This window comes from Pseudomonas sp. S1_G07 (assembly GCF_054668565.1).
Genome location: NZ_CP162778.1, coordinates 5,380,206 through 5,399,372 on the forward strand (window position 1 = coordinate 5,380,206; position 19,167 = coordinate 5,399,372).

At 62.9% G+C, this 19,167-nt stretch carries 20 protein-coding genes, 1 pseudogene and 1 riboswitch; of the genes and pseudogenes, 2 read left to right on the forward strand and 19 right to left on the reverse strand.

What is annotated here, in order from left to right; genetic code table 11:
* The first annotated feature begins 87 nt into the window (after positions 1-87).
* A complete protein-coding gene (locus tag AB4O05_RS24450) occupies positions 88-1,371 on the forward strand; it encodes an OmpP1/FadL family transporter (protein WP_460134868.1) in 1,284 nt (427 codons plus the stop codon).
* Positions 1,372-1,437: 66 nt separating this feature from the next.
* On the opposite strand, the gene AB4O05_RS24455 is transcribed toward AB4O05_RS24450, so the two are convergent.
* The 14 genes and pseudogenes from AB4O05_RS24455 to cobO all read right to left on the reverse strand — a co-directional run bounded on the left by AB4O05_RS24455 (position 1,438) and on the right by cobO (position 12,702).
* Positions 1,438-1,989, reverse strand: coding sequence for a glutathione peroxidase (locus AB4O05_RS24455; protein ID WP_460134867.1), 552 nt, complete (start codon positions 1,987-1,989; stop codon positions 1,438-1,440).
* Positions 1,990-2,024: 35 nt separating this feature from the next.
* On the reverse strand, positions 2,025-2,147 hold the full coding sequence (locus AB4O05_RS24460) for a hypothetical protein (RefSeq protein ID WP_460134866.1): 123 nt from the start codon (positions 2,145-2,147) through the stop codon (positions 2,025-2,027).
* A complete protein-coding gene (locus AB4O05_RS24465) occupies positions 2,144-3,343 on the reverse strand; it encodes an MFS transporter (RefSeq protein WP_460137491.1) in 1,200 nt (399 codons plus the stop codon). Before AB4O05_RS24465 ends, AB4O05_RS24460 begins: the two co-directional genes overlap by 4 nt.
* 63 nt (positions 3,344-3,406) lie before the next feature.
* Positions 3,407-3,811, reverse strand: coding sequence for a MarR family winged helix-turn-helix transcriptional regulator (locus AB4O05_RS24470; RefSeq protein ID WP_460134865.1), 405 nt, complete (start codon positions 3,809-3,811; stop codon positions 3,407-3,409).
* Positions 3,812-3,853: 42 nt separating this feature from the next.
* Positions 3,854-4,582: an adenosylcobinamide-GDP ribazoletransferase gene (locus AB4O05_RS24475; protein WP_460134864.1), complete on the reverse strand. Its 729-nt coding sequence runs from the start codon at positions 4,580-4,582 to the stop codon at positions 3,854-3,856.
* 2 nt (positions 4,583-4,584) lie between these two features.
* A complete protein-coding gene (gene cobC / locus AB4O05_RS24480; protein ID WP_460134863.1) occupies positions 4,585-5,160 on the reverse strand; it encodes an alpha-ribazole phosphatase family protein in 576 nt (191 codons plus the stop codon).
* A complete protein-coding gene (gene cobT, locus AB4O05_RS24485) occupies positions 5,157-6,212 on the reverse strand; it encodes a nicotinate-nucleotide--dimethylbenzimidazole phosphoribosyltransferase (protein ID WP_460134862.1) in 1,056 nt (351 codons plus the stop codon). Before cobT ends, cobC begins: the two co-directional genes overlap by 4 nt.
* Complete coding sequence (gene cobU / locus AB4O05_RS24490; RefSeq protein WP_460134861.1) at positions 6,209-6,730, reverse strand: bifunctional adenosylcobinamide kinase/adenosylcobinamide-phosphate guanylyltransferase; 522 nt, start codon at positions 6,728-6,730, stop codon at positions 6,209-6,211. The genes cobT and cobU overlap by 4 nt, the downstream gene beginning before the upstream one ends.
* Positions 6,693-8,184 (reverse strand): annotated as a pseudogene (locus AB4O05_RS24495) (cobyric acid synthase). The gene cobU and the pseudogene AB4O05_RS24495 overlap by 38 nt, the downstream one beginning before the upstream one ends.
* On the reverse strand, positions 8,181-9,170 hold the full coding sequence (gene cobD / locus AB4O05_RS24500; protein WP_460134860.1) for a threonine-phosphate decarboxylase CobD: 990 nt from the start codon (positions 9,168-9,170) through the stop codon (positions 8,181-8,183). Before cobD ends, AB4O05_RS24495 begins: the two are co-directional and overlap by 4 nt.
* Positions 9,163-10,071: an adenosylcobinamide-phosphate synthase CbiB gene (gene cbiB, locus AB4O05_RS24505; protein WP_460134859.1), complete on the reverse strand. Its 909-nt coding sequence runs from the start codon at positions 10,069-10,071 to the stop codon at positions 9,163-9,165. The genes cobD and cbiB overlap by 8 nt, the downstream gene beginning before the upstream one ends.
* Positions 10,068-10,718: a 5,6-dimethylbenzimidazole synthase gene (gene bluB, locus AB4O05_RS24510; RefSeq protein ID WP_460134858.1), complete on the reverse strand. Its 651-nt coding sequence runs from the start codon at positions 10,716-10,718 to the stop codon at positions 10,068-10,070. The genes cbiB and bluB overlap by 4 nt, the downstream gene beginning before the upstream one ends.
* Positions 10,715-12,094 (reverse strand): cobyrinate a,c-diamide synthase, encoded by a 1,380-nt coding sequence (locus AB4O05_RS24515; protein WP_460134857.1) that lies wholly within the window; start codon positions 12,092-12,094, stop codon positions 10,715-10,717. Before AB4O05_RS24515 ends, bluB begins: the two co-directional genes overlap by 4 nt.
* Positions 12,091-12,702, reverse strand: coding sequence for a cob(I)yrinic acid a,c-diamide adenosyltransferase (cobO, locus tag AB4O05_RS24520; RefSeq protein ID WP_460134856.1), 612 nt, complete (start codon positions 12,700-12,702; stop codon positions 12,091-12,093). The genes AB4O05_RS24515 and cobO overlap by 4 nt, the downstream gene beginning before the upstream one ends.
* A 79-nt stretch (positions 12,703-12,781) precedes the next feature.
* Positions 12,782-13,027, reverse strand: a riboswitch (cobalamin riboswitch).
* A 99-nt stretch (positions 13,028-13,126) separates the two neighbouring features.
* Here cobO and AB4O05_RS24525 point away from each other — a divergent pair.
* Positions 13,127-14,440, forward strand: coding sequence for a PQQ-dependent sugar dehydrogenase (locus AB4O05_RS24525; protein WP_460134855.1), 1,314 nt, complete (start codon positions 13,127-13,129; stop codon positions 14,438-14,440).
* Positions 14,441-14,522: 82 nt separating this feature from the next.
* On the opposite strand, the gene AB4O05_RS24530 is transcribed toward AB4O05_RS24525, so the two are convergent.
* The 5 genes from AB4O05_RS24530 to AB4O05_RS24550 all read right to left on the reverse strand — a co-directional run bounded on the left by AB4O05_RS24530 (position 14,523) and on the right by AB4O05_RS24550 (position 19,103).
* Positions 14,523-15,059 (reverse strand): C40 family peptidase, encoded by a 537-nt coding sequence (locus tag AB4O05_RS24530; protein WP_460134854.1) that lies wholly within the window; start codon positions 15,057-15,059, stop codon positions 14,523-14,525.
* Positions 15,060-15,203: 144 nt separating this feature from the next.
* Positions 15,204-15,833 (reverse strand): C40 family peptidase, encoded by a 630-nt coding sequence (locus tag AB4O05_RS24535; RefSeq protein WP_460134853.1) that lies wholly within the window; start codon positions 15,831-15,833, stop codon positions 15,204-15,206.
* Between the two features lie 213 nt (positions 15,834-16,046).
* On the reverse strand, positions 16,047-16,751 hold the full coding sequence (hda, locus tag AB4O05_RS24540; protein WP_027603798.1) for a DnaA regulatory inactivator Hda: 705 nt from the start codon (positions 16,749-16,751) through the stop codon (positions 16,047-16,049).
* 202 nt (positions 16,752-16,953) lie between these two features.
* A complete protein-coding gene (locus AB4O05_RS24545; RefSeq protein ID WP_460134852.1) occupies positions 16,954-18,027 on the reverse strand; it encodes an AI-2E family transporter in 1,074 nt (357 codons plus the stop codon).
* Positions 18,028-18,065: 38 nt separating this feature from the next.
* Positions 18,066-19,103 (reverse strand): DUF2066 domain-containing protein, encoded by a 1,038-nt coding sequence (locus tag AB4O05_RS24550; protein WP_460134851.1) that lies wholly within the window; start codon positions 19,101-19,103, stop codon positions 18,066-18,068.
* Between the last annotated feature and the right edge of the window lie 64 nt (positions 19,104-19,167).

The following is a 19,167-nucleotide window of genomic DNA, read 5'->3' on the forward strand; positions in this document are numbered from 1 at the left end:
GGCTCTATCTCCTACATTACAGCCTATAGCGCGATGTCAATTTTATTGATACTTTTCGCAGCGGTGATCATCCCGGAGTTTCTAATAATGAAAAAAGTAATGCTCAAGACCACACTCAGCCTCGCCGTTGCCATGGCCTCTTCCCAACTCTTCGCCAGCGGTTTCGCCCTGAACGAACAGAGCGTCAGCGGGATGGGTACGGGTTTCGCAGGTCGCTCTTCTTCTGCCGATGATGCAAGTACTGTTTACGGTAACCCAGCCGGTATGTCTCGCCTCAATGGCCAGCAAATCACGGGCGGTGTCGCGGCGATCGACGCCTCGTCCGACATCAGCAATACCGGTGGCAACTCCCGCGGTTCCAACAAAGGTGACATGGTTCCGTTCACCGCGGTGCCATTCGGTTTCTACACCAACAAACTCAATGACCAGTGGGCCATCGGCTTCGGTGTATACGCCCCCTTCGGCCTGGTGACCGACTATGAAAACGGCTTCCAGGGCCGTGGCTTCGGCAGCAAGAGCGAAGTGAAGGTCATCACCTTCCAGCCTACGGTGAGCTACGCGTTCAACGACCGCGTGTCCATCGGCTTTGGCCCGACCATCAACCGGATTTCCGGTGTACTCGAGTCGGACAAGACCCTCAACCCGCTCGTCTCCGATACCAACGTCAAGATCAAGGGTGACGATACCGCCCTGGGCTTCAACGTCGGCGTATTGGTCCAGGCCACCGACACCACGCGCGTGGGCCTGACCTACCACTCCAAGGTCAAGTACAAGCTCGACGGCCACACCACCGTGGACGGCCCGGCGGCCACTCAGCCGTTCCTGCGTAACAACCGTTACGATGCCTCGCTGAAAATCGACACGCCTGAGTCCTACGACCTGTCGGTCACTCAAGACCTGACCGATGCCTGGAAACTCTATGGCGGTGCAACCTGGACGCGCTGGAGCCGCCTGAAAGAGATCACCGTCAACAACCAGGGCGTCACGGCTGCCGGCGGCATTCTGGCACCTAGCCAGCTCGGCGCTATCACCGAAGAGCAAAACTGGCACGATACCTGGGCCTACGCCGTGGGTACTTCGTATCAGTTGACCAAACAAGTCGTGCTGCGCACCGGCTTGACCTTCGACCAGTCCCCGGCCAACAACACCGATCGTTCGCCGCGCATTCCTACCGGCGACCGTACGATCTTCAGCGTGGGCCTGGGCTACAAGGTCATGGATAACATGACCGTAGACCTGGCCTACTCGTACCTGAAAGAAGAAGACGTCAAGGTGAACAACACCGCCAACCCACCTTCGACGGCCAGCTACCGTGCCAAGTATGAAAACAGTGCCAACGGTTTCGGCCTCGGCATGACTTACACCTTCTGATCCAGACCGGTGTAAAAAAAGCCCCGCTCTCCTGCAAAGGAGGCGGGGCTTTTCAATGGCCGCTGATCAGGGTTTGGAAGCCAGCGCCTGCTCCACGGCCTTGATCAGCTCCGGGCTGTCCGGTTTGGTCAGGCTGGAGAAGTCGGCGATCACCTTGCCCTGGCGGTCCACCACGTATTTGTAGAAATTCCACTTCGGCGCATTGCTCTGCTGCGCCAACACCTTGAACAGGTGCACCGCATCCGCCCCCTTGACCTTCTGCGGCTCGGTCATGGTGAAGGTCACGCCATAGTTCACGTAGCAGACCTTGGCGGTTTCCTCGCCGGTCTTGGCTTCCTGCTTGAAGTCATCCGACGGCACGCCAATCACTTCCAGCCCTTGGCCCTTGTAGCGTTGATACAAGGCTTCGAGGCCTTTGAACTGCGGCGCGAACCCGCAAAAGCTGGCGGTATTGACGATGACCAAAGGTTTACCGGCAAAGCGCTGGCACAGGTCGATGGATTCCTTGGCCCGCAGCTTGGGTAATTGGCCCTCCAGCAACGGTGGGCAATCGGCGGCCAACGCCACGCCGCCAAAAGCAGCCATCAGCACGGGTACTGCAAGCCAGCGCATCTGCATGTCGAAACGTCCTTTAAAAGGTTCAGGCATCGAACTTAACAGATCGACATGCCCAGTTGCATCAACGCCAAGCCGCCGCGCTGCCACCCCCACCACGCCAGCAGCAACAGAAGCGTGGCCGCCCCTGCGCCAACCAGCCAATACCCACTGATACTCATGCTGCCTCCATCTGCGCCTGCAATCGCGCCACTGGCCGCTCGCGCACCGGCCAGTTCAGGGCGGCGGCGAGCAGGCTCAAGAGAATCGCCACCTGCCAGATCAAATCGTAGTTGCCGGTTCGATCATAGACCACCCCGCCCAACCAGCCACCGAGGAATGAACCGAGCTGGTGGAACAGGAACACAATCCCACCGAGCATCGACAGGTTTCGCACGCCAAACAGCGTCGCGACAGTGCCGTTGGTCAGCGGTACCGTGGACAGCCACAGAAAGCCCATGGCCATGCCGAACAAATAGGCGCTGACTTCGGTCAACGGTGCCCACAGGAACAACACGATCACCACCGCGCGCAGCAGGTACAACCCCGTCAGCAAACGCGGCTTGGACATGCGCCCGCCCAGCCAGCCGGCGGTGTAGGTACCGAAGATATTGAACAAACCGATCAGTGCCAGCACGGTGGTGCCGACCGTGGCGGGCAAATGCTGGTCGACCAGGTAGGCGGGCAGATGCACACCGATAAACACCACCTGGAAACCGCAGACGAAAAAACCAAAGGCCAGCAGCCAGAAACCGGAGTGGGAGCACGCTTCCTTCAGCGCTTCGCGCAGGGTTTGCTGGCCGGCCATGGCCGGCAACGGCCGATCCTTGAGCATCGCCACCAGCGGCAGGATCAGCGCCACCATCAAACCCAACACCAACAGCGCTGCCGACCAGCCCAGCCAACTGATCAAGCCGAGGGTCCCCGGCACCATGACGAACTGGCCGAAAGACCCGGCGGCACTGGCAATGCCCATGGCCATGCTGCGTTTTTCCGGCGCCACGGCGCGGCCGACCACGCCCAGGATCACCGAGAACGAGGTACCCGACAGGCCGATCCCGATCAGCAGCCCCGCACTCAACGACAACGACCACGCCGAATCGGACATGCCCATGAGTACCAGGCCCACGGCGTACAGCACACCGCCGACAAACACCGCCTTGGTGGCGCCGAAGCGATCCGCCAAGGCCCCGGTAAACGGCTGCGCCAACCCCCAGATCAGGTTCTGCAAGGCAATGGCGAAGGCAAAGGTCTCACGACCCCAGCCGAATTCGCCGCTCATCGGCGCCAGGAACAGGCCGAAACCGTGCCGCACGCCCAAGGACAACGCCAGGATCAGCGCACTCCCCATAAGTATCCAACCACTGGTGCGCCACATCGAGGTCATTTCTTATTCTCCGCTCACGGGTATATACCCGCTTATGTTCGAACAAACCCGCGTTCAGGCGAGTTCATCCAGCAAGGCCAACAAGGTTTCGCGTTTCTCTGCGCCGAGACGATCGATCAATTTCTGTTGTGCCGCTTCCCAGGCCGGCAAGGCTTCGGCCAGGCGTTGTGCACCGGCATCGGTCAACAGCACCAGGCGGTTGCGCAGGTCATTGCCCTCGACCAGTTGCACCAAACCTTCACACTCCAGCACCCGCAGGTTTCGCCCCAAGGTGCTGCGATCCAGGCCCATGGCTTCGGCCAGGCTGGAAATGCTCGGCTGATCGAGCCGTTGCAGGTTACACAGCAACGAATACTGGGCGACATTGATCCCGAAGCCGTCGAGGGCGCCGTCGTAGTGCCTGCTGACGCCACGGGCGGCACGTCGCAGGTTGGTGCATAAACATTGGGAGGCAAGCATGGAGCGTGTATATACCCGCGATTAAGGAAATGCAAGAAAGTGTTACAACGCCAGACCGACCAACACCACAACTTCCAGCAGCTCCAGCAAAGCCCCGGCGGTATCGCCGGTGGTGCCACCGAGACGATTGACCATCAACTGGCGCAACCCCACGAAGCAGATGGCCGCGAGCAGCACCGCAACTCCGCCGCTGAAACCACCGATGAGCAGGCAAGCCAGGCCGCTGAGCATCAGGACCTGTTGACCGATGGTTCTTGGCAGATGATCCGACAAGGCCTGGCCCAGCCCGCCCGCACGCACATAACGGGTGCTCAGGAACAGCGCCAGCATCGACGTTCGTCCAATCAGCGGCGCCAGGATCAACGCCGCGCCGTTGTGCTGCTCGATCAAGGCCACCAGCGCGGTGAACTTGAGCAACAACACCAGGCCCAGGGTGACCACGGCAATCGGGCCGCTACGCGGGTCTTTCATGATGGAGAGGGTGCGCTCGCGATCGCCGAAGCCGCCCAGCCAGGCGTCGGCGCTGTCCGCCAGGCCGTCCAGGTGCAAGCCGCCACTGAGCAACACCCAGGCCGTCAGCAACACCGCGGCGTGCAGCAACAGCGGTGCCCCCATCAACACGCTGTTCAGGCCCCACAGCAACACCCCGAACAGCACACCCACCAGTGGATAAAACAGCAGCGAGCGCCCCAGTTCATGCGGCTGCGGCATGCCCGGCAGACGAACCGGCAAACTGCTGAGAAATTGCAGGGCAATCCAGAACGGCAGCATCTTCAGAGCTCTTCCTTCAATGATCCGTCGGCCGCGACCCGCAGCCTGAACAGCCCACCATGGCCGACTTCGACACTCAGCAACTGCTCGCGGGGCAACCCCCGTGCGCGGGCCAACAATAGCCGCATCACACCACCGTGGCTGATCAACAGCACACGCTCACCGGCATACGCCTGATGCAGGCGTGAGACAGCGCCCAGAACCCGTTGGGAAAAATCCTCAACCGGCTCGCCTTCGGGCGGTGTGAAGCGGTACGGATCGGCCCAGAACAACCCCAACCCTTCGGCATCGGTGTCCATCAGCGCCGCCGCACTCTGCCCTTCCCAGGTGCCGAAATGCAGCTCTTGTAGGTCCTTTTCCAGGCTCACCGGCACGTTCAGTCGCGCTCCCAACGCCTCAGCGAACCGTGCGCAGCGCTGCAGCGGCGAACTGACCAGCCGGTCCCAAGGCCCTTGCGCCACCACGGCGGCGCGCATCTGTTCCCAGCCCTTGGCGGTCAGTGCGTCATCCAGGCTACCGCGCAAGCCGCCGCCCAGTTCAGTTTCGCCGTGGCGCAGCAGGTCCAGGTACAAGATCATGCCGGGCGATCTGCCACGGCGGCTTCGGCAAAGGTCGCCATTTGCCCGTGCAGCGCACACGCCAGGCGCAGCAACGGCACCGCCAACGCGGCACCACTGCCCTCGCCCAGGCGCAAGCCCAGCTCCAGCAACGGTTGGGCGTCGAGGCTGTGCAGCACATGCCGGTGGCCAGGCTCGGCACCACGATGCCCGAACACCAGCCAGTCGCGGCAAGCCGGGTTCAGGCGCGTGGCGACCAGTGCGGCAACCGTGCAGATGAACCCATCGACCAACACGACGACGCCTTCCTGGGCGCAGGCCAGGTACGCCCCCACCAGTGCTGCAATCTCAAAGCCGCCGAGGTTGAACAAGGTCTGCAATGCATCGCCGCGCTGCCCGGCATGGAGCGCCAACGCGCGCTCGATCACGGCGACCTTATGGCTGACACCCTGGGCGTTCAGCCCGGTACCCGGGCCCGTCAGCTCACAGACCTGGCACTCGAGCAACGCACATGCCAGGGCACTGGCGGCGGTGGTATTGCCGATGCCCATCTCGCCACCGATAAACAATTGCACCCCGCGCTCACGGGCGCGCAGCACGCTGTCACGCCCGGCTTGCAGCGCCTGTCGGCCCTGGGCAGCGGTCATTGCCGGGCCGTCGACGAAGTTGGCCGTACCCGGGCCGATATTCAGGTGGCGCACCCCCGGCAGGTTCAGCGACGGGGTGATGGTGCCCAGGTCGACCACTTCCAACGGCGCATCCAACTGCCGCGCCAGCACACTGATGGCCGCGCCACCGGAGACAAAGTTATGCAGCATCTGCCCGGTGACTGCCTGGGGAAATGCCGACACCCCTTCGGCGACCACGCCGTGATCACCGGCAAAAATCGCGATCCACAGTTGCTCCACCGACGGTTTGACCTGGCCCTGCAAGCCGGCCAATCGCACCGCCAGCGCTTCCAACTGGCCAAGGGAACCGGCCGGCTTGGTCAACTGCTGCTGGCGTGCCAGGGCCTGTTCGTACGCCGAGGCGTCGCTGGCCTTACAGGGGTTGAGCCACCAGGTGTCAGTCATAACGCAGTACCTTTCAAAGTCAGGGGCAGGCCGGCGACCGTCAGCACAACCCGCTGACAACGCTCGGCCAAGGCTTGATGCAGCCAACCGGCTTCATCCACATAGCGGCGAGTCAATTCGCCCAGCGGCACGACACCCAGACCGGTCTCGTTGCTGACAAAAATGATTTCACCCGGCAACGAGGCCAGGCTTTCCAGCAATTGATCGCGCTCGAACGCCAAGCGCCCGGCATCTTCGAGCATCAGCAGATTGGTCAGCCACAGGGTCAGGCAATCGACCAGCAGGCAACGGTCGACGGCGGCGTTCTCACGCAGCACTCGCGCCAGCTCGATGGGCTCTTCGATCAAGCCCCAATGGCCAGGGCGGCGCTGGCGATGCAGGGCCACGCGTGCGTTCATCTCGCCGTCCAGCGCTTGGCTGGTGGCGATATAGGTGACGGGCAATGCGCTGTCGCTGGCGAGCTTTTCGGCGAGTCGGCTTTTACCGGAACGAGCACCACCGAGGATCAATTGGTGCATGGGGCGACCCCACATAACCGGCGCAGCAACTCGGTGTCCAAATGGTGCTCCACCAAGTCCGCCAACCGCTCGATATCGCGCTCGCGCAGGGCGTGGTAATCCACGTCCTGGACCTCCTGCAACCCCGCCCAGCGCAGCAACGCACTGCACGCCGCTGGCGCCTCGAACAGGCCATGCAGATACGTGCCGAAAATCTGCCCGTCAGCACTCTGGGCCCCCTCGCTGCGGCCATCGTCCAGGGTTACAGCGGGCATCGACAGGGCTGCACCGCAGGTCACCCCCGCGTGGATCTCATAGCCACACACTTCAGCGTCCTCCAGCAACAAGCGTCCACGGACATTGCGCAGCTGCTTTTCTGCTTCCAGGGTGGTGCTGAACGCCAGCAGCCCCAGCCCTTCGCTGGAGCCAGCCGGCCCTTCCAGGCCCAGCGGGTCGTGCACGTGCTCGCCGAGCATCTGCAAGCCGCCGCAAATGCCGAGCACCTTGCCGCCATAGCGCAAATGTCGCGCCACGGCGGTCGCCCAACCATTGGCGCGCAAGTAGGCCAGATCGCTGCGCACACTTTTCGAGCCTGGCAGGATGATCAGGTCGGCAGGCGGAATCGACTGACCCGGCCCGATAAACTGCAGGTCCACCTGGGGATGCAGGCGCAGCGGGTCGAAATCCGTGTGGTTGCTGATGCGCGGCAACACCGGCACCACCACCTTGAGCACCTGCGCCGCCTTGTCGATCTGGCGCCTGTCGATGCCGTCCTCGGCCTCCAGGTGCAGGTCCATCACGTAGGGCAACACGCCCACCACCGGCTTGCCGGTGCGTGCCTCCAACCAATCCAGGCCTGGCTGCAACAGCGCGATATCGCCGCGAAAGCGGTTGATGATGAAGCCTTTGACCCGCGCCTGTTCGCTGGGCGAAAGCAATTCCAGGGTACCGACCAGATGGGCGAACACCCCGCCGCGATTGATGTCGGCGATCAGCAGCACCGGGCAGTCAACCGCCTCGGCGAAGCCCATGTTGGCGATGTCATTGGCGCGCAGGTTGATCTCCGCCGGCGAGCCCGCGCCTTCTACCACCACCACCGGGTAGGTTTCGCTCAGCCGCGCATGGGAAGCCAGCACCGCTTGCATCGCGATGGCTTTGTAGTGGTGATAGGCCACGGCGTTCATGCTGGTGACCACGCGGCCATGGATGATCACTTGGGAGCCGGTGTCGCTGTTGGGCTTGAGCAGCACCGGGTTCATGTCGGTATGGGGCGCCAGGTTGGCCGCCTGGGCCTGCACCGCCTGGGCGCGGCCGATCTCGCCGCCTTCGGCGGTCACGGCACTGTTGAGGGCCATGTTCTGCGGCTTGAACGGTGCCACCGCCACGCCCTGGCGCACCAGCCAACGGCACAGCGCCGTCACCAAGGTACTTTTGCCCGCGTCAGAGGTGGTGCCTTGCACCATCAGCGTACTCATGAAGCGTCCTTGTAAGCGGCCAGGGCCTCGTCGAGGCGGCGCCAGTCGGGCTCGGTGTCGGGCAGGCCAAACCGCACGCTGCTGTTATGCACAAACAGGCGCAGCAAGATGCCACGCTGAGCCATGAACTCGTGCATGCGTTCGGCATGCGGGGTGATCAGCCATTGGAACAGCGCACAACCGCCCTGCGGCTCAAAGCCATGGTGCTTCAGCAGCTCAAACAAGCGCTGGCTGGCCTCGATGCAGCGCGCTCGCTGGCGCGCGTGCCCGGCGGTGTCGCGCAGGCACGCCTGCCCCAGTGCCCGCGTCGGCCCGCTGACCGCCCACGGCCCGACTTGTTCGGCGAGCAACTTGAGCAACCGGCGATCGGCCAGCACGAAACCCAGGCGCACACCGGCCAGGCCGAAGAATTTACCGAACGAACGCAGCACAATCAGGCCGACCTGATGGGCCCGGCTCGCCAGGCTCAATTGCGGGGTGACGTCCATGAACGCTTCGTCCACCACCAGCCAGCCGCCGCGCTGGGCCAGCCGCGAGTGCCAGTCAAGCAGGCGTTGAGGGGGCAGGCTCAGGCCCGTGGGGTTATTGGGGTTGACCACCACCAGCACATCGAGACCGTCGAGGAAGAAGTCGACCTCCTGCTCCTGCACTTCGCGCACCACGTAGCCGGCTCGGCGCCAGGCTTCGGCGTGCTCGGCGTAGCACGGCGACAATACGCCCACCTTGCCGGCACGGCGCAGGCGCGGCAGTAACTGGATCGCCGCCTGTGAGCCGGGCACCGGCAAGAGGTGGGCCGCGCCGTAATACTCACTGGCGGCCTGCTCCAGGCCGTCGTCGTTTTCCGGCAGGCGTGCCCAGGCACGCTGCGCAATCTCCGGGATCGGCCAAGGCCAAGGGGCGAGGCCACTGGAAAGATCGAGCCAATCGGCCTCGGCAATCCCGTATTGAATGGATGCCTTACGCAAGCGACCACCGTGCTCAAGCATAGAATTGCGCCCCCGCGCATAGGATCAGCAACCACAACCATACGCCGCGTTGCACCAGTTGCCAGCCCCGGTCGATGGCATCGGCATCCGCCGCCGGCCCTTCGCCCAGGGTTGGGCGCTGGTGCAGTTCACCGTGATAAATCGCGGCACCACCCAGTTCAACCCCCAATGCCCCCGCACCAGCGGCCATCACCGGCCCGGCATTGGGGCTGTCCCAGGTCGGGCCCTGGGTGCGCCAGCATTTAATCGCCAAGCGGGTTTTGCCCAGCACGGCGTAGGTCAATGCCACCAAGCGGGCGGGAATGTAGTTCAGCACGTCGTCGATCCTGGCCGCCGCCCAGCCGAAGCGCTCGAAGCGTTCATTGCGATAGCCCCACATGGCATCAAGGGTATTGCTCAAGCGATAGAGCACCACGCCCGGCACGCCGGCGACCACGAACCAGAACAGCGCGGCAAACACCGCATCGCTACCGTTTTCCAGGACTGATTCGGTGGCGGCGCGGGCAACCTCGGTGCTGTCCAGCTCGCTGGTCTGGCGGCTCACCAGGTAGCTCACGCGGGTGCGCGCCGTCTCCAGGTCATCGCTGCGCAGGGCCTGGGCCACCGGCATCACGTGTTCGCCGAGGCTACGCAGGCCGAGGGCACAGTACAGCGCCAGAATTTCCAGGACCCAGCCGATATAGGGCGCCCACGACAAGGCCGTGGCGAGCAGCGTCAATGGCACCACCGCGATAAACCAAGCGGTCACGCCATGGCTGCGCCAGCCACGCCCACCGCTGTTGAAACGCTGCTCGATGCGCCCGGCAAAATTGCCGAACGCCACCAGCGGATGCCAGCGCCTGGGTTCCCCCAGCAGCGCATCCAGCGCCACTGCGGCGAAGCACAGCAAGGCCACACTCATTGACTCACTCCCCAGCTATTTTCGTACAACAGGTCACTCAGTGGCCGCGGTTCGGCCCAGCCTTCGAGCTGCAACATTGGTGCCGGGTAAAACTCGGCGACCGGCCCCAGGCATAACACGGCCAGGGGCTTGGCACCGGGCGGCAGGCCCAGCAGGTCAGCCAGGGCCTGAGGCTCGAACAGCGAGACCCAGCCCATGCCCAGCCCCTCGACACGGGCCGCCAGCCACAGATTCTGGATCGCACAGGACAGCGACGCCATGTCCATTTCCGGCAAGGTGCGGCGGCCAAAGATGTGGCGCTCGCGATCATCCATCAGCGCCGCCACCAACACTTCGGCGCAGTCGTGAATGCCTTCGACCTTGAGCTTCATGAAATCATCGGAGCGCTCGCCCAAGGCCTCGGCGGTACGCATGCGCTCTTCTTCCACCAGTTGCTGGATTTGCCCACGCAATGGGCGGTCACTGATACGGATGAAACGCCACGGCTGCATCAAGCCGACACTCGGCGCCTGGTGCGCGGCCTGGAGCAGGCGGTGCAGCAGTTCAGGGGCCACCGTACCGCCGCTGAAGTGGCGCATGTCGCGGCGCTCGGCAATGGCGCGATAGACGGCATCGCGGTCGGCCTGGGGGAATGCGTTGTCAGTCATGGCCTCTTCGCAGGCAAGCCCGCTCCCACAGGGGATGTGCAGTGCTGATTGGGTTGGGGTTCAACTCGATCAACGGTGAGCGCCGGCGTAAACAGTGCGGCGACCGCTGCCGGGTTGGACGGGAAGTAGAAGTGCACGTAGGACGCGGTCATCCGCCCCTGCCGATACACCGCCTCGGCACCGCGCCCACCATTGGGGCTCAGGCCACGGGCAATCGGCTGCCACTCGGTGCTGGTCAGGGAATGGTGATAGGTATGCCCGCGCAATACACCTTCGGGCAACTCGACGCTTTGCAGGGCCAGGGCCGCCAGTTTCTTTTGCATCACCGCATCCCCCTGCAACAGGCCCAGCAACTGGGCGCGGTTGCCGTCGACGTCGGTGAGCGAGTCCAGCAGGTAGAGCATACCGCCACACTCGGCGAGCAACGGCTTGCCGGCCAAGTGGTGGGCACGGATGGCCGCGAGCATCGCGGTATTTTCCGACAACGCCTGATGGTGCAATTCCGGGTAACCACCCGGCAGATAGAGACTGTCGGCGTCAGGCAATTGGCGGTCATGAATCGGCGAAAAAAACGTCAACTCAGCCCCCATCGCCCGCAACAGATCGAGACTGGCGCCATAGGTGAAGGCAAACGCCTCGTCACGGGCGACAGCAATGCGCACGCCGGCGAGCAACGGCTGGGCCTCGATCACTTGCGGCGCGACAAAGGTCACCGGCGGCGGCAGCGCGACTTCGCAACTGCTGCCCAGCGCCTGGGCGGCGGCGTCCAGGCGCAGGTCCAGGTCGTTCAGTTCGCTGGCTTGCACCAGGCCCAGGTGACGACTGGGCAATTCGATACCGGTTTCGCGGGACAACGCGCCATACCAGCGCAGGCCCTCGGTAAGGCTGCCTTCAAGCAGCTGCGCATGGCGCAGGGTACCGACGCGGTTGGCCAGCACGCCGGCGAATGGCAAGTCCGGCTGATAGCGCGCCAGGCCCAGGGCCAGGGCACCAAAGGTCTGGGCCATGGCGGTGCCGTCGATTACGCCCAGCACCGGTACGCCGAAGTGGCGTGCCAGGTCGGCGCTGGAAGGGGTGCCGTCGAACAGCCCCATCACGCCCTCGATCAGGATCAGGTCAGCCTCCCCCGCCGCTTCCCACAACAGACGGCGACTTTCCTGCTCACCCACCATCCACATGTCCAATTGATACACCGGCGCACCGCTGGCGCGCTCGTGAATCATCGGGTCCAGAAAGTCCGGGCCGCATTTGAACACGCGCACCTTGCGCCCCAGGTTGCGGTGCAAGCGGGCCAGCGCGGCGGTGACGGTGGTTTTACCCTGGCCGGACGCCGGTGCGGCGATCAATACGGCCGGGCAATGACGGGGCTGATTCAAAGTTCGACGCCCTTCTGTGCCTTGATACCGGCCTGGAACGCATGTTTGAGCATGCCCATTTCGGTGACGGTGTCGCCCATTTCGATCAGTTCAGGCTTGGCCCCACGGCCGGTGACCACCACGTGCTGCATCGGCGGCCGGGCTTGCAGGTCGCTGAGGACCTGGTCCAGGTCGAGGTAACCGTGCTTGAGTGCGATGTTCAGTTCATCCAGTACCACCAGGCCGACGCTCGGGTCTTGCAGCAATGCCCGCGACACGGCCCAGGCGGCCTCGGCGGCGGCAATGTCGCGCTGGCGGTCCTGGGTTTCCCAAGTGAAGCCCTCGCCCATCACATGGAAGCGCACCTGCTCGGGGAAGCGTCGGAAGAACAACTCTTCGCCGGTGCTGTTGCGCCCTTTGATGAACTGCACCACGCCACACTGCATGCCATGGCCCATGGCGCGGGCAAGCATGCCGAACGCCGAGCTGCTCTTGCCTTTGCCGTTGCCGGTCAGCACCAGCAGCAAACCGCACTCGTTGGGAGAATTGGCGATGCGCTCGTCGATCACGGCTTTTTTGCGCAGCATGCGCGCCAGATGGCGTTCGTCGCGGTCGGGGGTATCGGTCATGGCAGCTCTCCGTTGGGGCTGGACAAAAACGGCGGGCAGGAAAAAGAGAAAACAGACAGCCAAGCATCGCCCACCGTGATGCTGTTGAATGAGCCAGGCCGGTCTCCGGGCTCATGAGTGGCGTTCTGGAGAGAACAGGCCCACGCTGCGCCTTCCCATATCGCACGCGATACAGTGGCAAAAGGCAGCGTTTTGACTCATTTACCGTTGCGGGGGCAGCGCCGGAATCGCGGCGACACTGTGTATAAGTGCGCTCACTCACCGGCTTCCCTGTTTCACTCTGTCGACCCACAGGTCACAGAGCACCTGGAACAAGCCGCGAAGGTTAGTGGGTTGGGGGTGGAGCGTCAATTAAAGCTGGCCTTGCACTGGAACCAACGCACGGCTGATCTCCTCTACCCTTACAGGTATTAAGGAGAACACCATGCATAAAACCAGACTCGCCCTACTGATCATGCTCGCCGGCACCCTCACGGCCTGCGGCGAAAGCTCCACCTTGCAGGTGTCCGAGGGCACCGGGCCTTCGCCCCAACTGCCGGAGCCGAACAAGACGCTGATCCCCACCGTCAACATCGCGCCGGCCATCGGCTGGCCCGAGGGCGCGAAACCGACGGCCGCCGCCGGCACTCAAGTGGCCGCGTTCGCTGAGGGCCTCGACCACCCGCGCTGGCTGTATGTGCTGCCCAATGGCGATGTGCTGGTGGCGGAAACCAACGCACCGCCCAAACCCGACGACGCCAAGGGCGTGCGCGGCTGGGTTATGGAGAAGGTCATGGGGCGTGCCGGCGCCGGGGTGCCAAGCCCGAACCGCATTACCCTGCTGCGCGATGCCGACCACGATGGCGTCGCCGAAACGCGCACGGTGTTCCTGGAAAACCTCAATTCGCCGTTCGGCATGACCCTGGTCGGCAATGACCTGTACGTGGCCGACTCGGACAAGCTGCTGCGCTTTGCGTATCAGCCGGGCGAAACCGCGATCAAAGCCCCAGGCACCACGGTCGTCGACTTGCCGGGCGGCCCGCTGAACCATCACTGGACGAAAAACGTGGTGGCCAGCAAGGACGGCAGCAAGCTGTATGTGAGCGTGGGCTCCAACAGCAACGTGGGCGAAAACGGAATGGAGGCGGAACAGGGGCGCGCAGCGATCTGGGAGGTCGACCGCGCCAGCGGCCAACACCGCATTTTCGCCTCTGGCCTGCGCAACCCCAATGGCATGGCCTGGGAACCGCAGAGTGGCAAACTGTGGACGGCGGTGAATGAGCGCGACGAGATCGGCAGCGACCTGGTGCCGGACTACATCACCTCGGTCAAGGACGGCGGCTTCTATGGCTGGCCGTTCAGCTATTACGGGCAACACGTGGACGTGCGCGTCACCCCGCAGAACCTGGGCCTGGTGGCCAAGGCGATTGCGCCGGACTACGCGATAGGCCCGCATACGGCTTCGCTCGGGTTGACCTTCGCCGAGGGCAGCAAACTGCCAGCGCCGTTCAGCAATGGCGCATTTATTGGCCAGCACGGTTCGTGGAACCGCAAGCCGCACAGTGGCTACAAGGTGATCTTCGTACCATTCGAGGGGGGCAAGCCTAACGGGCAGCCGGTGGACGTGCTGACCGGGTTCCTCGATAAGGATGAGAACGCCATGGGCCGGCCGGTGGGCGTGGTGATCGACAAGCAGGGGGATTTGCTGGTGGCGGATGATGTGGGGAACAAGGTGTGGCGGGTGTCGGCCGCTAGGTAGCGAAGCCGCAAGCTTCAAGCCTGGAGCTGCAAGGTGGCGGTGCACCCTCTTGCAGCTTACAACTTGAAGCTTATCGCTGCTTTTAGGGATTTCGTGCCAGATTTGCTGGCAACACGCGCTTGGCGCTCAGATAGGCATTCTGCCAATAAGCCTTGGACAAGGTGTCCAGCTTCACCGTACCGCCGGTCTGCGGCGCATGCACAAAGCGCCCCTCGCCGACGTAGATCCCGGCGTGGCTGACCTGCGAGCCACCACCGGTGGCGAAGAACAGCAGGTCGCCGGTCTGCAGGTTCTGTTCGCTGACATCCTGGGCACGCATCACGATCAGTTCGCGGGTGGTGCGCGGCAGGGAGATGCCGGCGGCGTCACGGAAGACAAAGCCGATCAGGCCACTGCAATCGAACCCCGAATCCGGCGTGTTGCCGCCCCAACGATAAGGCGTGCCGACCAGGCCCAGAGCGCGAAAGAGCACATCTTCGGCGGCAGGCGAGTAACTTTGGCTGGAATAGTTGAAGACCGGCTTGGGCTTGACCGCAATGGGAGCGGGCGGCGGCCGGCTGGCGCAGGCGCTGATAAGCGCGGCGCAGAGAATAAGGATCAGGCGGGCTGAGGTCGACATGTGCAGAACAATCCTGGTCTGGATGCGGCTATCGCTGCCGAACGCTGAAAACCAGAACGCGCAAGCAAAGCTCGCGCGAACGGATTACAACAATGTCCAGGGATTCTAGCGCTTACACGTCAAACTTCAAGTATCACTTTAACTTTACTTACTGGCTGTAACCGTCGTTGGGGCCATGGCGAGTGCACGCTTGGCTTCAATGAAGGTTTTGCTCCAGTAGCTGTCGCCCAGGCTGTCGACTCGAACACCGCCACTGCGACGGCTGCTGGAGTGGATAAACTGGTTGTCACCCAGGTAGATACCGGCGTGACTGACACGACCACGGCCTGCAGTACTGAAGAAAAGCAGATCACCGGGCTTGAGGTTGTTGCGCGCGACCAACGGTGCTTTCACGTTGATCATTTCGCGAGTGGAGCGCGGCAGGTTCATGCCAGCTTCTTCACGAAACAGGTAACCGATGAAACCGCTGCAGTCGAAACCGGCTTCGGAGGTACCGCCGAAACGGTAACGGGTACCGATCAGGGACATGCCGCGTTCAAGAATGCTGTCGGCCAGAACTGGAAGCTGGTAAGGCTTGTTGCCGGAGAAATCGGCCAGTTCCTTTTCAGTTGCTACCTCTTCTTCATAAACAGAAGCAGACTGTGCAGCAACAAATTTAGCCTGATTTTGAACCTGAAGTTTTTGCTGTTCTGCCACCTGTTGAGGGTGGGAGGCGCAACCAAACAACAGGGTAACGAGTGCGAGAGGCACGAGGGGTGCGAAGCGATTTAGCATGGGCACGACCGTGGCTGATGTGTAAAGAAGCCGAGACTATGCCTTCTATCACATCGATTTGCAAATTCAATCGCGCTCTTTGTGACTTCTTGTTTGGACGCTGACATCTAAGCCCTTAACTCCCCCTAGGCGTCTTTCGCGTGGCAAAACCGGCCCAAACGCGGGTTTTATGGCGCCTGTATTTTGCCGAAAGCCCCGTAAGCAAAGGCTTGGCTACCAGCCGAGGGTTTCCTTAAGGAAGGGAATGGTCAGCTTGCGCTGGGCCTGCAAAGAGGCTTGGTCGAGCTGTTCGAGCAAATCGAATAATGCGCTCATGCTGCGGGTGCCACGGGTGAGAATAAAGTGCCCCACCTCGTCGGTAAGGTGCAGGCCGCGGCGGGACGCACGCAGTTGCAGGGCACGCAGCTTGTCTTCGTCGGACAGCGGGCGCATCTGGAAAATCAGCGCCAGGGTCAGGCGCGACTTGAGGTCGGCCAGCTTGACCGGCAGCTCACGTGGCGAGGTGGACGCGGCGATCAACAAGCGTCGGCCGCTGTCGCGCAAGCGGTTGAACAGATGAAACAGCGCCTCTTCCCAATCCGCCTTGCCGGCGACCGCTTGCAGGTCGTCCAGACACACCAGTTCGTATTGCTCCAGGTTGTCGAAAATCCCGATACCGCGGTCCATCAACTCGGCCAGGGGCAGATACACCGCTGGCTCGCCCATTTGCTCGAAGCGCAGGCAGGCGGCCTGCAACAGGTGGGTACGCCCCACGCCGTGCTTGCCCCACAGATAGATCAGGCTTTCAGTCCACCCGGCGTCGGCTTCGCAGAGCCGCTCGACATAGCCGAGTGCAGCGGCATTGGCGCCTGGGTAGTAATTGATAAAGGTGGCGTCATCACGCAGACGCACACCCAAGGGCAGCTGAATCGGTTTCATGCTGACTGAACGGCTCCCATCGAACCGTTAGTGGCCTCTGTGTAAAGTTTGCAAAGTTTATACCCGTGACGCCGGGCGCACAATGCAGCAGACCACAAGCAAAATCAAAGGTTTGCGTTAACTTGCCGGTTTCGCGCAAATTGTTTGACGGCACGGGCCATAAACTACAAACCCGGCCGAAGCCGGGTTTGTGACCGAGCGATTACAGCTCGGGGTCTTCAATACCCGTGTACACCTCGGAATCCTTGTACAGATCGTGCACATGGCGCACCAGCACCATGATCACCGCCGCCACCGGCAGCGCCAGCAGGATGCCGGTAAAGCCAAACAACTCACCGCCCGCCAGGATCGCAAAGATCACCGCCACGGGGTGCAGGCCAATCCGGTCACCCACCAGCAATGGCGTCAGCACCATGCCCTCCAGCGCCTGGCCCACCATGAACACCGCGACAATCCCCAGCATCGGGTACAGGTCGCCGCCAAACTGGAACAACCCGGCCACCAGCGCCGCACCGATACCAATCACGAACCCCATATACGGCACGATGGCGGCCAGCCCCGCGATCAGGCCGATCAACAGCCCCAGCTCCAGGCCGATGGCCATCAGGCCGGCGGCGTAGATAACCCCCAGCGCCAGCATCACCAGCAACTGGCCACGCACGAAGGCGCCCAGCACCTCATGACACTCGCCAGCCAGGGAGACGATGCGCGCCTCGCGATCACGCGGCAGCAGGCTACGGATCTTGGCCATCATGATGTCCCAGTCCCGCAGCAAGTAGAACGCTACCACCGGGATCAGCACCAGGTTGGTCAGCCAGCCGATCAGTGCCAGGCTGGATGCCGTGGCCTGGCTGAGCACCACACCGACGATGTCGGTGGTCTGGCCCATATGCTCGCTGATCGCCGCCTTGACCTTATCGAACTTCCAGAAGCCGTCCGCCAACCCCAGCTTGGCCTGGGCCCACGGCATCGCCGTGTGCTGCAGCCAGTCGAGCATTTGCGGCGCCAATTCATAAAGGCGAAACAGCTGCTTGGCCAGCATCGGCACCAGCACCAGCACCAGCGCGGTGACGATCAAGCTGAACAGCGCAAATACCGCCACCACCCCCAAGGTACGTGACAGCCCGGCTTTCTCCAGGCGATCCACCACCGGGTCGAACAGATAGGCGAGCAGCAACGCTACCAGGAACGGCGTCAGGATCGAATGCAGCAGGAACACAAACACGCACAGCAGGACAATCCCGCCAAGCCACACCCAACGACGCGTATCCGCCATACACCACTCCATTGCTTCTATATAAGGAAGAACTGTTGTTACCAACGAAACCGCAGTTGCGCCTGAGGTTCAGGAGCGGCCGGTTGTGTGCCTTCGGCCACGGGTTGCGGCGCAGGTGCCTCGCCCGCCGGCACCTCCTGCAACTTCGCCAGGCTCAGTTGGGTCCGCAACTGATCTGCACTGCCGTGGACGCGATACACAATGCGATCGCCATCCACCCGCTGCGGCTGGGCGCCAAACGGCTCAAGCAGACGGCCCAGCGCGGCGTAGCGCTCCAGGTTCATCCCCTGCACCTCCAGCAATTGTTCAGTACTGACACCCGGCTTGACCGCAAAACGCGGCGCCAGCTTTTCGCTGACCGCCAGCATCACGGCATCCGCCACCGCACCCGTGTCGGCCCCCTGCGCGGTGCCCTGCTCGCTCTTGTCACCCAGCCACAGGCGCCACTTGGCCTGCCACTGGCTGCCGTCCTGGCGCGCATGGACCGCCAGCAAGGCGTCGGCGCCGTAGCGCTCGGAGGCGGCGCGCAACGGCGTGGCGTCGGCGCTTTCCAGGTTTGACGCCGTGGCAACCACCTGTTCGTCCAGGTCGCCCATCGGCAGGCGCAACGGCAAGCCACGGTGTTGAGCCGCGCGGCGCAACGCTGGGGCAACGGTCTGACCGTCGCCCACCAGGCTGCTGCCTTCGGTGGAATCGTTCAGCCACCAGCCAAGGATCGACGGCCGATTACTGCCCCAGATCGCCAGGCCCGCGTCACGCAAGGCACGATCGGTGCTGACCGGGTCGAAGTCCACTTGCAGGCTCTCGGGTGGGCCGGCGTCGTAGCCGTATTGTGTGATGATTTGTTGCGGGTCCTTGCGAATTGCCGCCAGGCCCGGGCCTTCGGCGGCCTTGGCGTCGCCGGTCAGGCGGATCACCAGGGTTTGCACCGCTCGCTGGGTCGCCTGGTCGCGCTCCTGCGGCGATTGGCTGTTGACGGGCTCGAGCACTTGATACAGGCCATTGAGGGTTTCGGCATGACTCGCCAGGCTGACCAACGACAAGCAGCCTACAAAGAAGAATTTACACAGACGCATGGAAGATTCCCGAACGACAAATTTAGCGGCTGGAACAGACCGCGCGAACTCGATTTGGCAAGGC

What these genes read in the sequence shown, in the direction of transcription:
- AB4O05_RS24450 (WP_460134868.1), top strand. Translation starts at nt 88, where the DNA reads ATGAAAAAAGTAATGCTCAAGACCACACTCAGCCTCGCCGTTGCCATG.
- AB4O05_RS24455 (WP_460134867.1), bottom strand. Translation starts at nt 1,989, where the DNA reads ATGCAGATGCGCTGGCTTGCAGTACCCGTGCTGATGGCTGCTTTTGGC.
- AB4O05_RS24460 (WP_460134866.1), bottom strand. Translation starts at nt 2,147, where the DNA reads ATGAGTATCAGTGGGTATTGGCTGGTTGGCGCAGGGGCGGCCACGCTT.
- AB4O05_RS24465 (WP_460137491.1), bottom strand. Translation starts at nt 3,343, where the DNA reads ATGTGGCGCACCAGTGGTTGGATACTTATGGGGAGTGCGCTGATCCTG.
- AB4O05_RS24470 (WP_460134865.1), bottom strand. Translation starts at nt 3,811, where the DNA reads ATGCTTGCCTCCCAATGTTTATGCACCAACCTGCGACGTGCCGCCCGT.
- AB4O05_RS24475 (WP_460134864.1), bottom strand. Translation starts at nt 4,582, where the DNA reads ATGCTGCCGTTCTGGATTGCCCTGCAATTTCTCAGCAGTTTGCCGGTT.
- cobC (WP_460134863.1), bottom strand. Translation starts at nt 5,160, where the DNA reads ATGATCTTGTACCTGGACCTGCTGCGCCACGGCGAAACTGAACTGGGC.
- cobT (WP_460134862.1), bottom strand. Translation starts at nt 6,212, where the DNA reads ATGACTGACACCTGGTGGCTCAACCCCTGTAAGGCCAGCGACGCCTCG.
- cobU (WP_460134861.1), bottom strand. Translation starts at nt 6,730, where the DNA reads ATGCACCAATTGATCCTCGGTGGTGCTCGTTCCGGTAAAAGCCGACTC.
- cobD (WP_460134860.1), bottom strand. Translation starts at nt 9,170, where the DNA reads ATGCTTGAGCACGGTGGTCGCTTGCGTAAGGCATCCATTCAATACGGG.
- cbiB (WP_460134859.1), bottom strand. Translation starts at nt 10,071, where the DNA reads ATGAGTGTGGCCTTGCTGTGCTTCGCCGCAGTGGCGCTGGATGCGCTG.
- bluB (WP_460134858.1), bottom strand. Translation starts at nt 10,718, where the DNA reads ATGACTGACAACGCATTCCCCCAGGCCGACCGCGATGCCGTCTATCGC.
- cobO (WP_460134856.1), bottom strand. Translation starts at nt 12,702, where the DNA reads ATGACCGATACCCCCGACCGCGACGAACGCCATCTGGCGCGCATGCTG.
- AB4O05_RS24525 (WP_460134855.1), top strand. Translation starts at nt 13,127, where the DNA reads ATGCATAAAACCAGACTCGCCCTACTGATCATGCTCGCCGGCACCCTC.
- AB4O05_RS24530 (WP_460134854.1), bottom strand. Translation starts at nt 15,059, where the DNA reads ATGTCGACCTCAGCCCGCCTGATCCTTATTCTCTGCGCCGCGCTTATC.
- AB4O05_RS24535 (WP_460134853.1), bottom strand. Translation starts at nt 15,833, where the DNA reads ATGCTAAATCGCTTCGCACCCCTCGTGCCTCTCGCACTCGTTACCCTG.
- hda (WP_027603798.1), bottom strand. Translation starts at nt 16,751, where the DNA reads ATGAAACCGATTCAGCTGCCCTTGGGTGTGCGTCTGCGTGATGACGCC.
- AB4O05_RS24545 (WP_460134852.1), bottom strand. Translation starts at nt 18,027, where the DNA reads ATGGCGGATACGCGTCGTTGGGTGTGGCTTGGCGGGATTGTCCTGCTG.
- AB4O05_RS24550 (WP_460134851.1), bottom strand. Translation starts at nt 19,103, where the DNA reads ATGCGTCTGTGTAAATTCTTCTTTGTAGGCTGCTTGTCGTTGGTCAGC.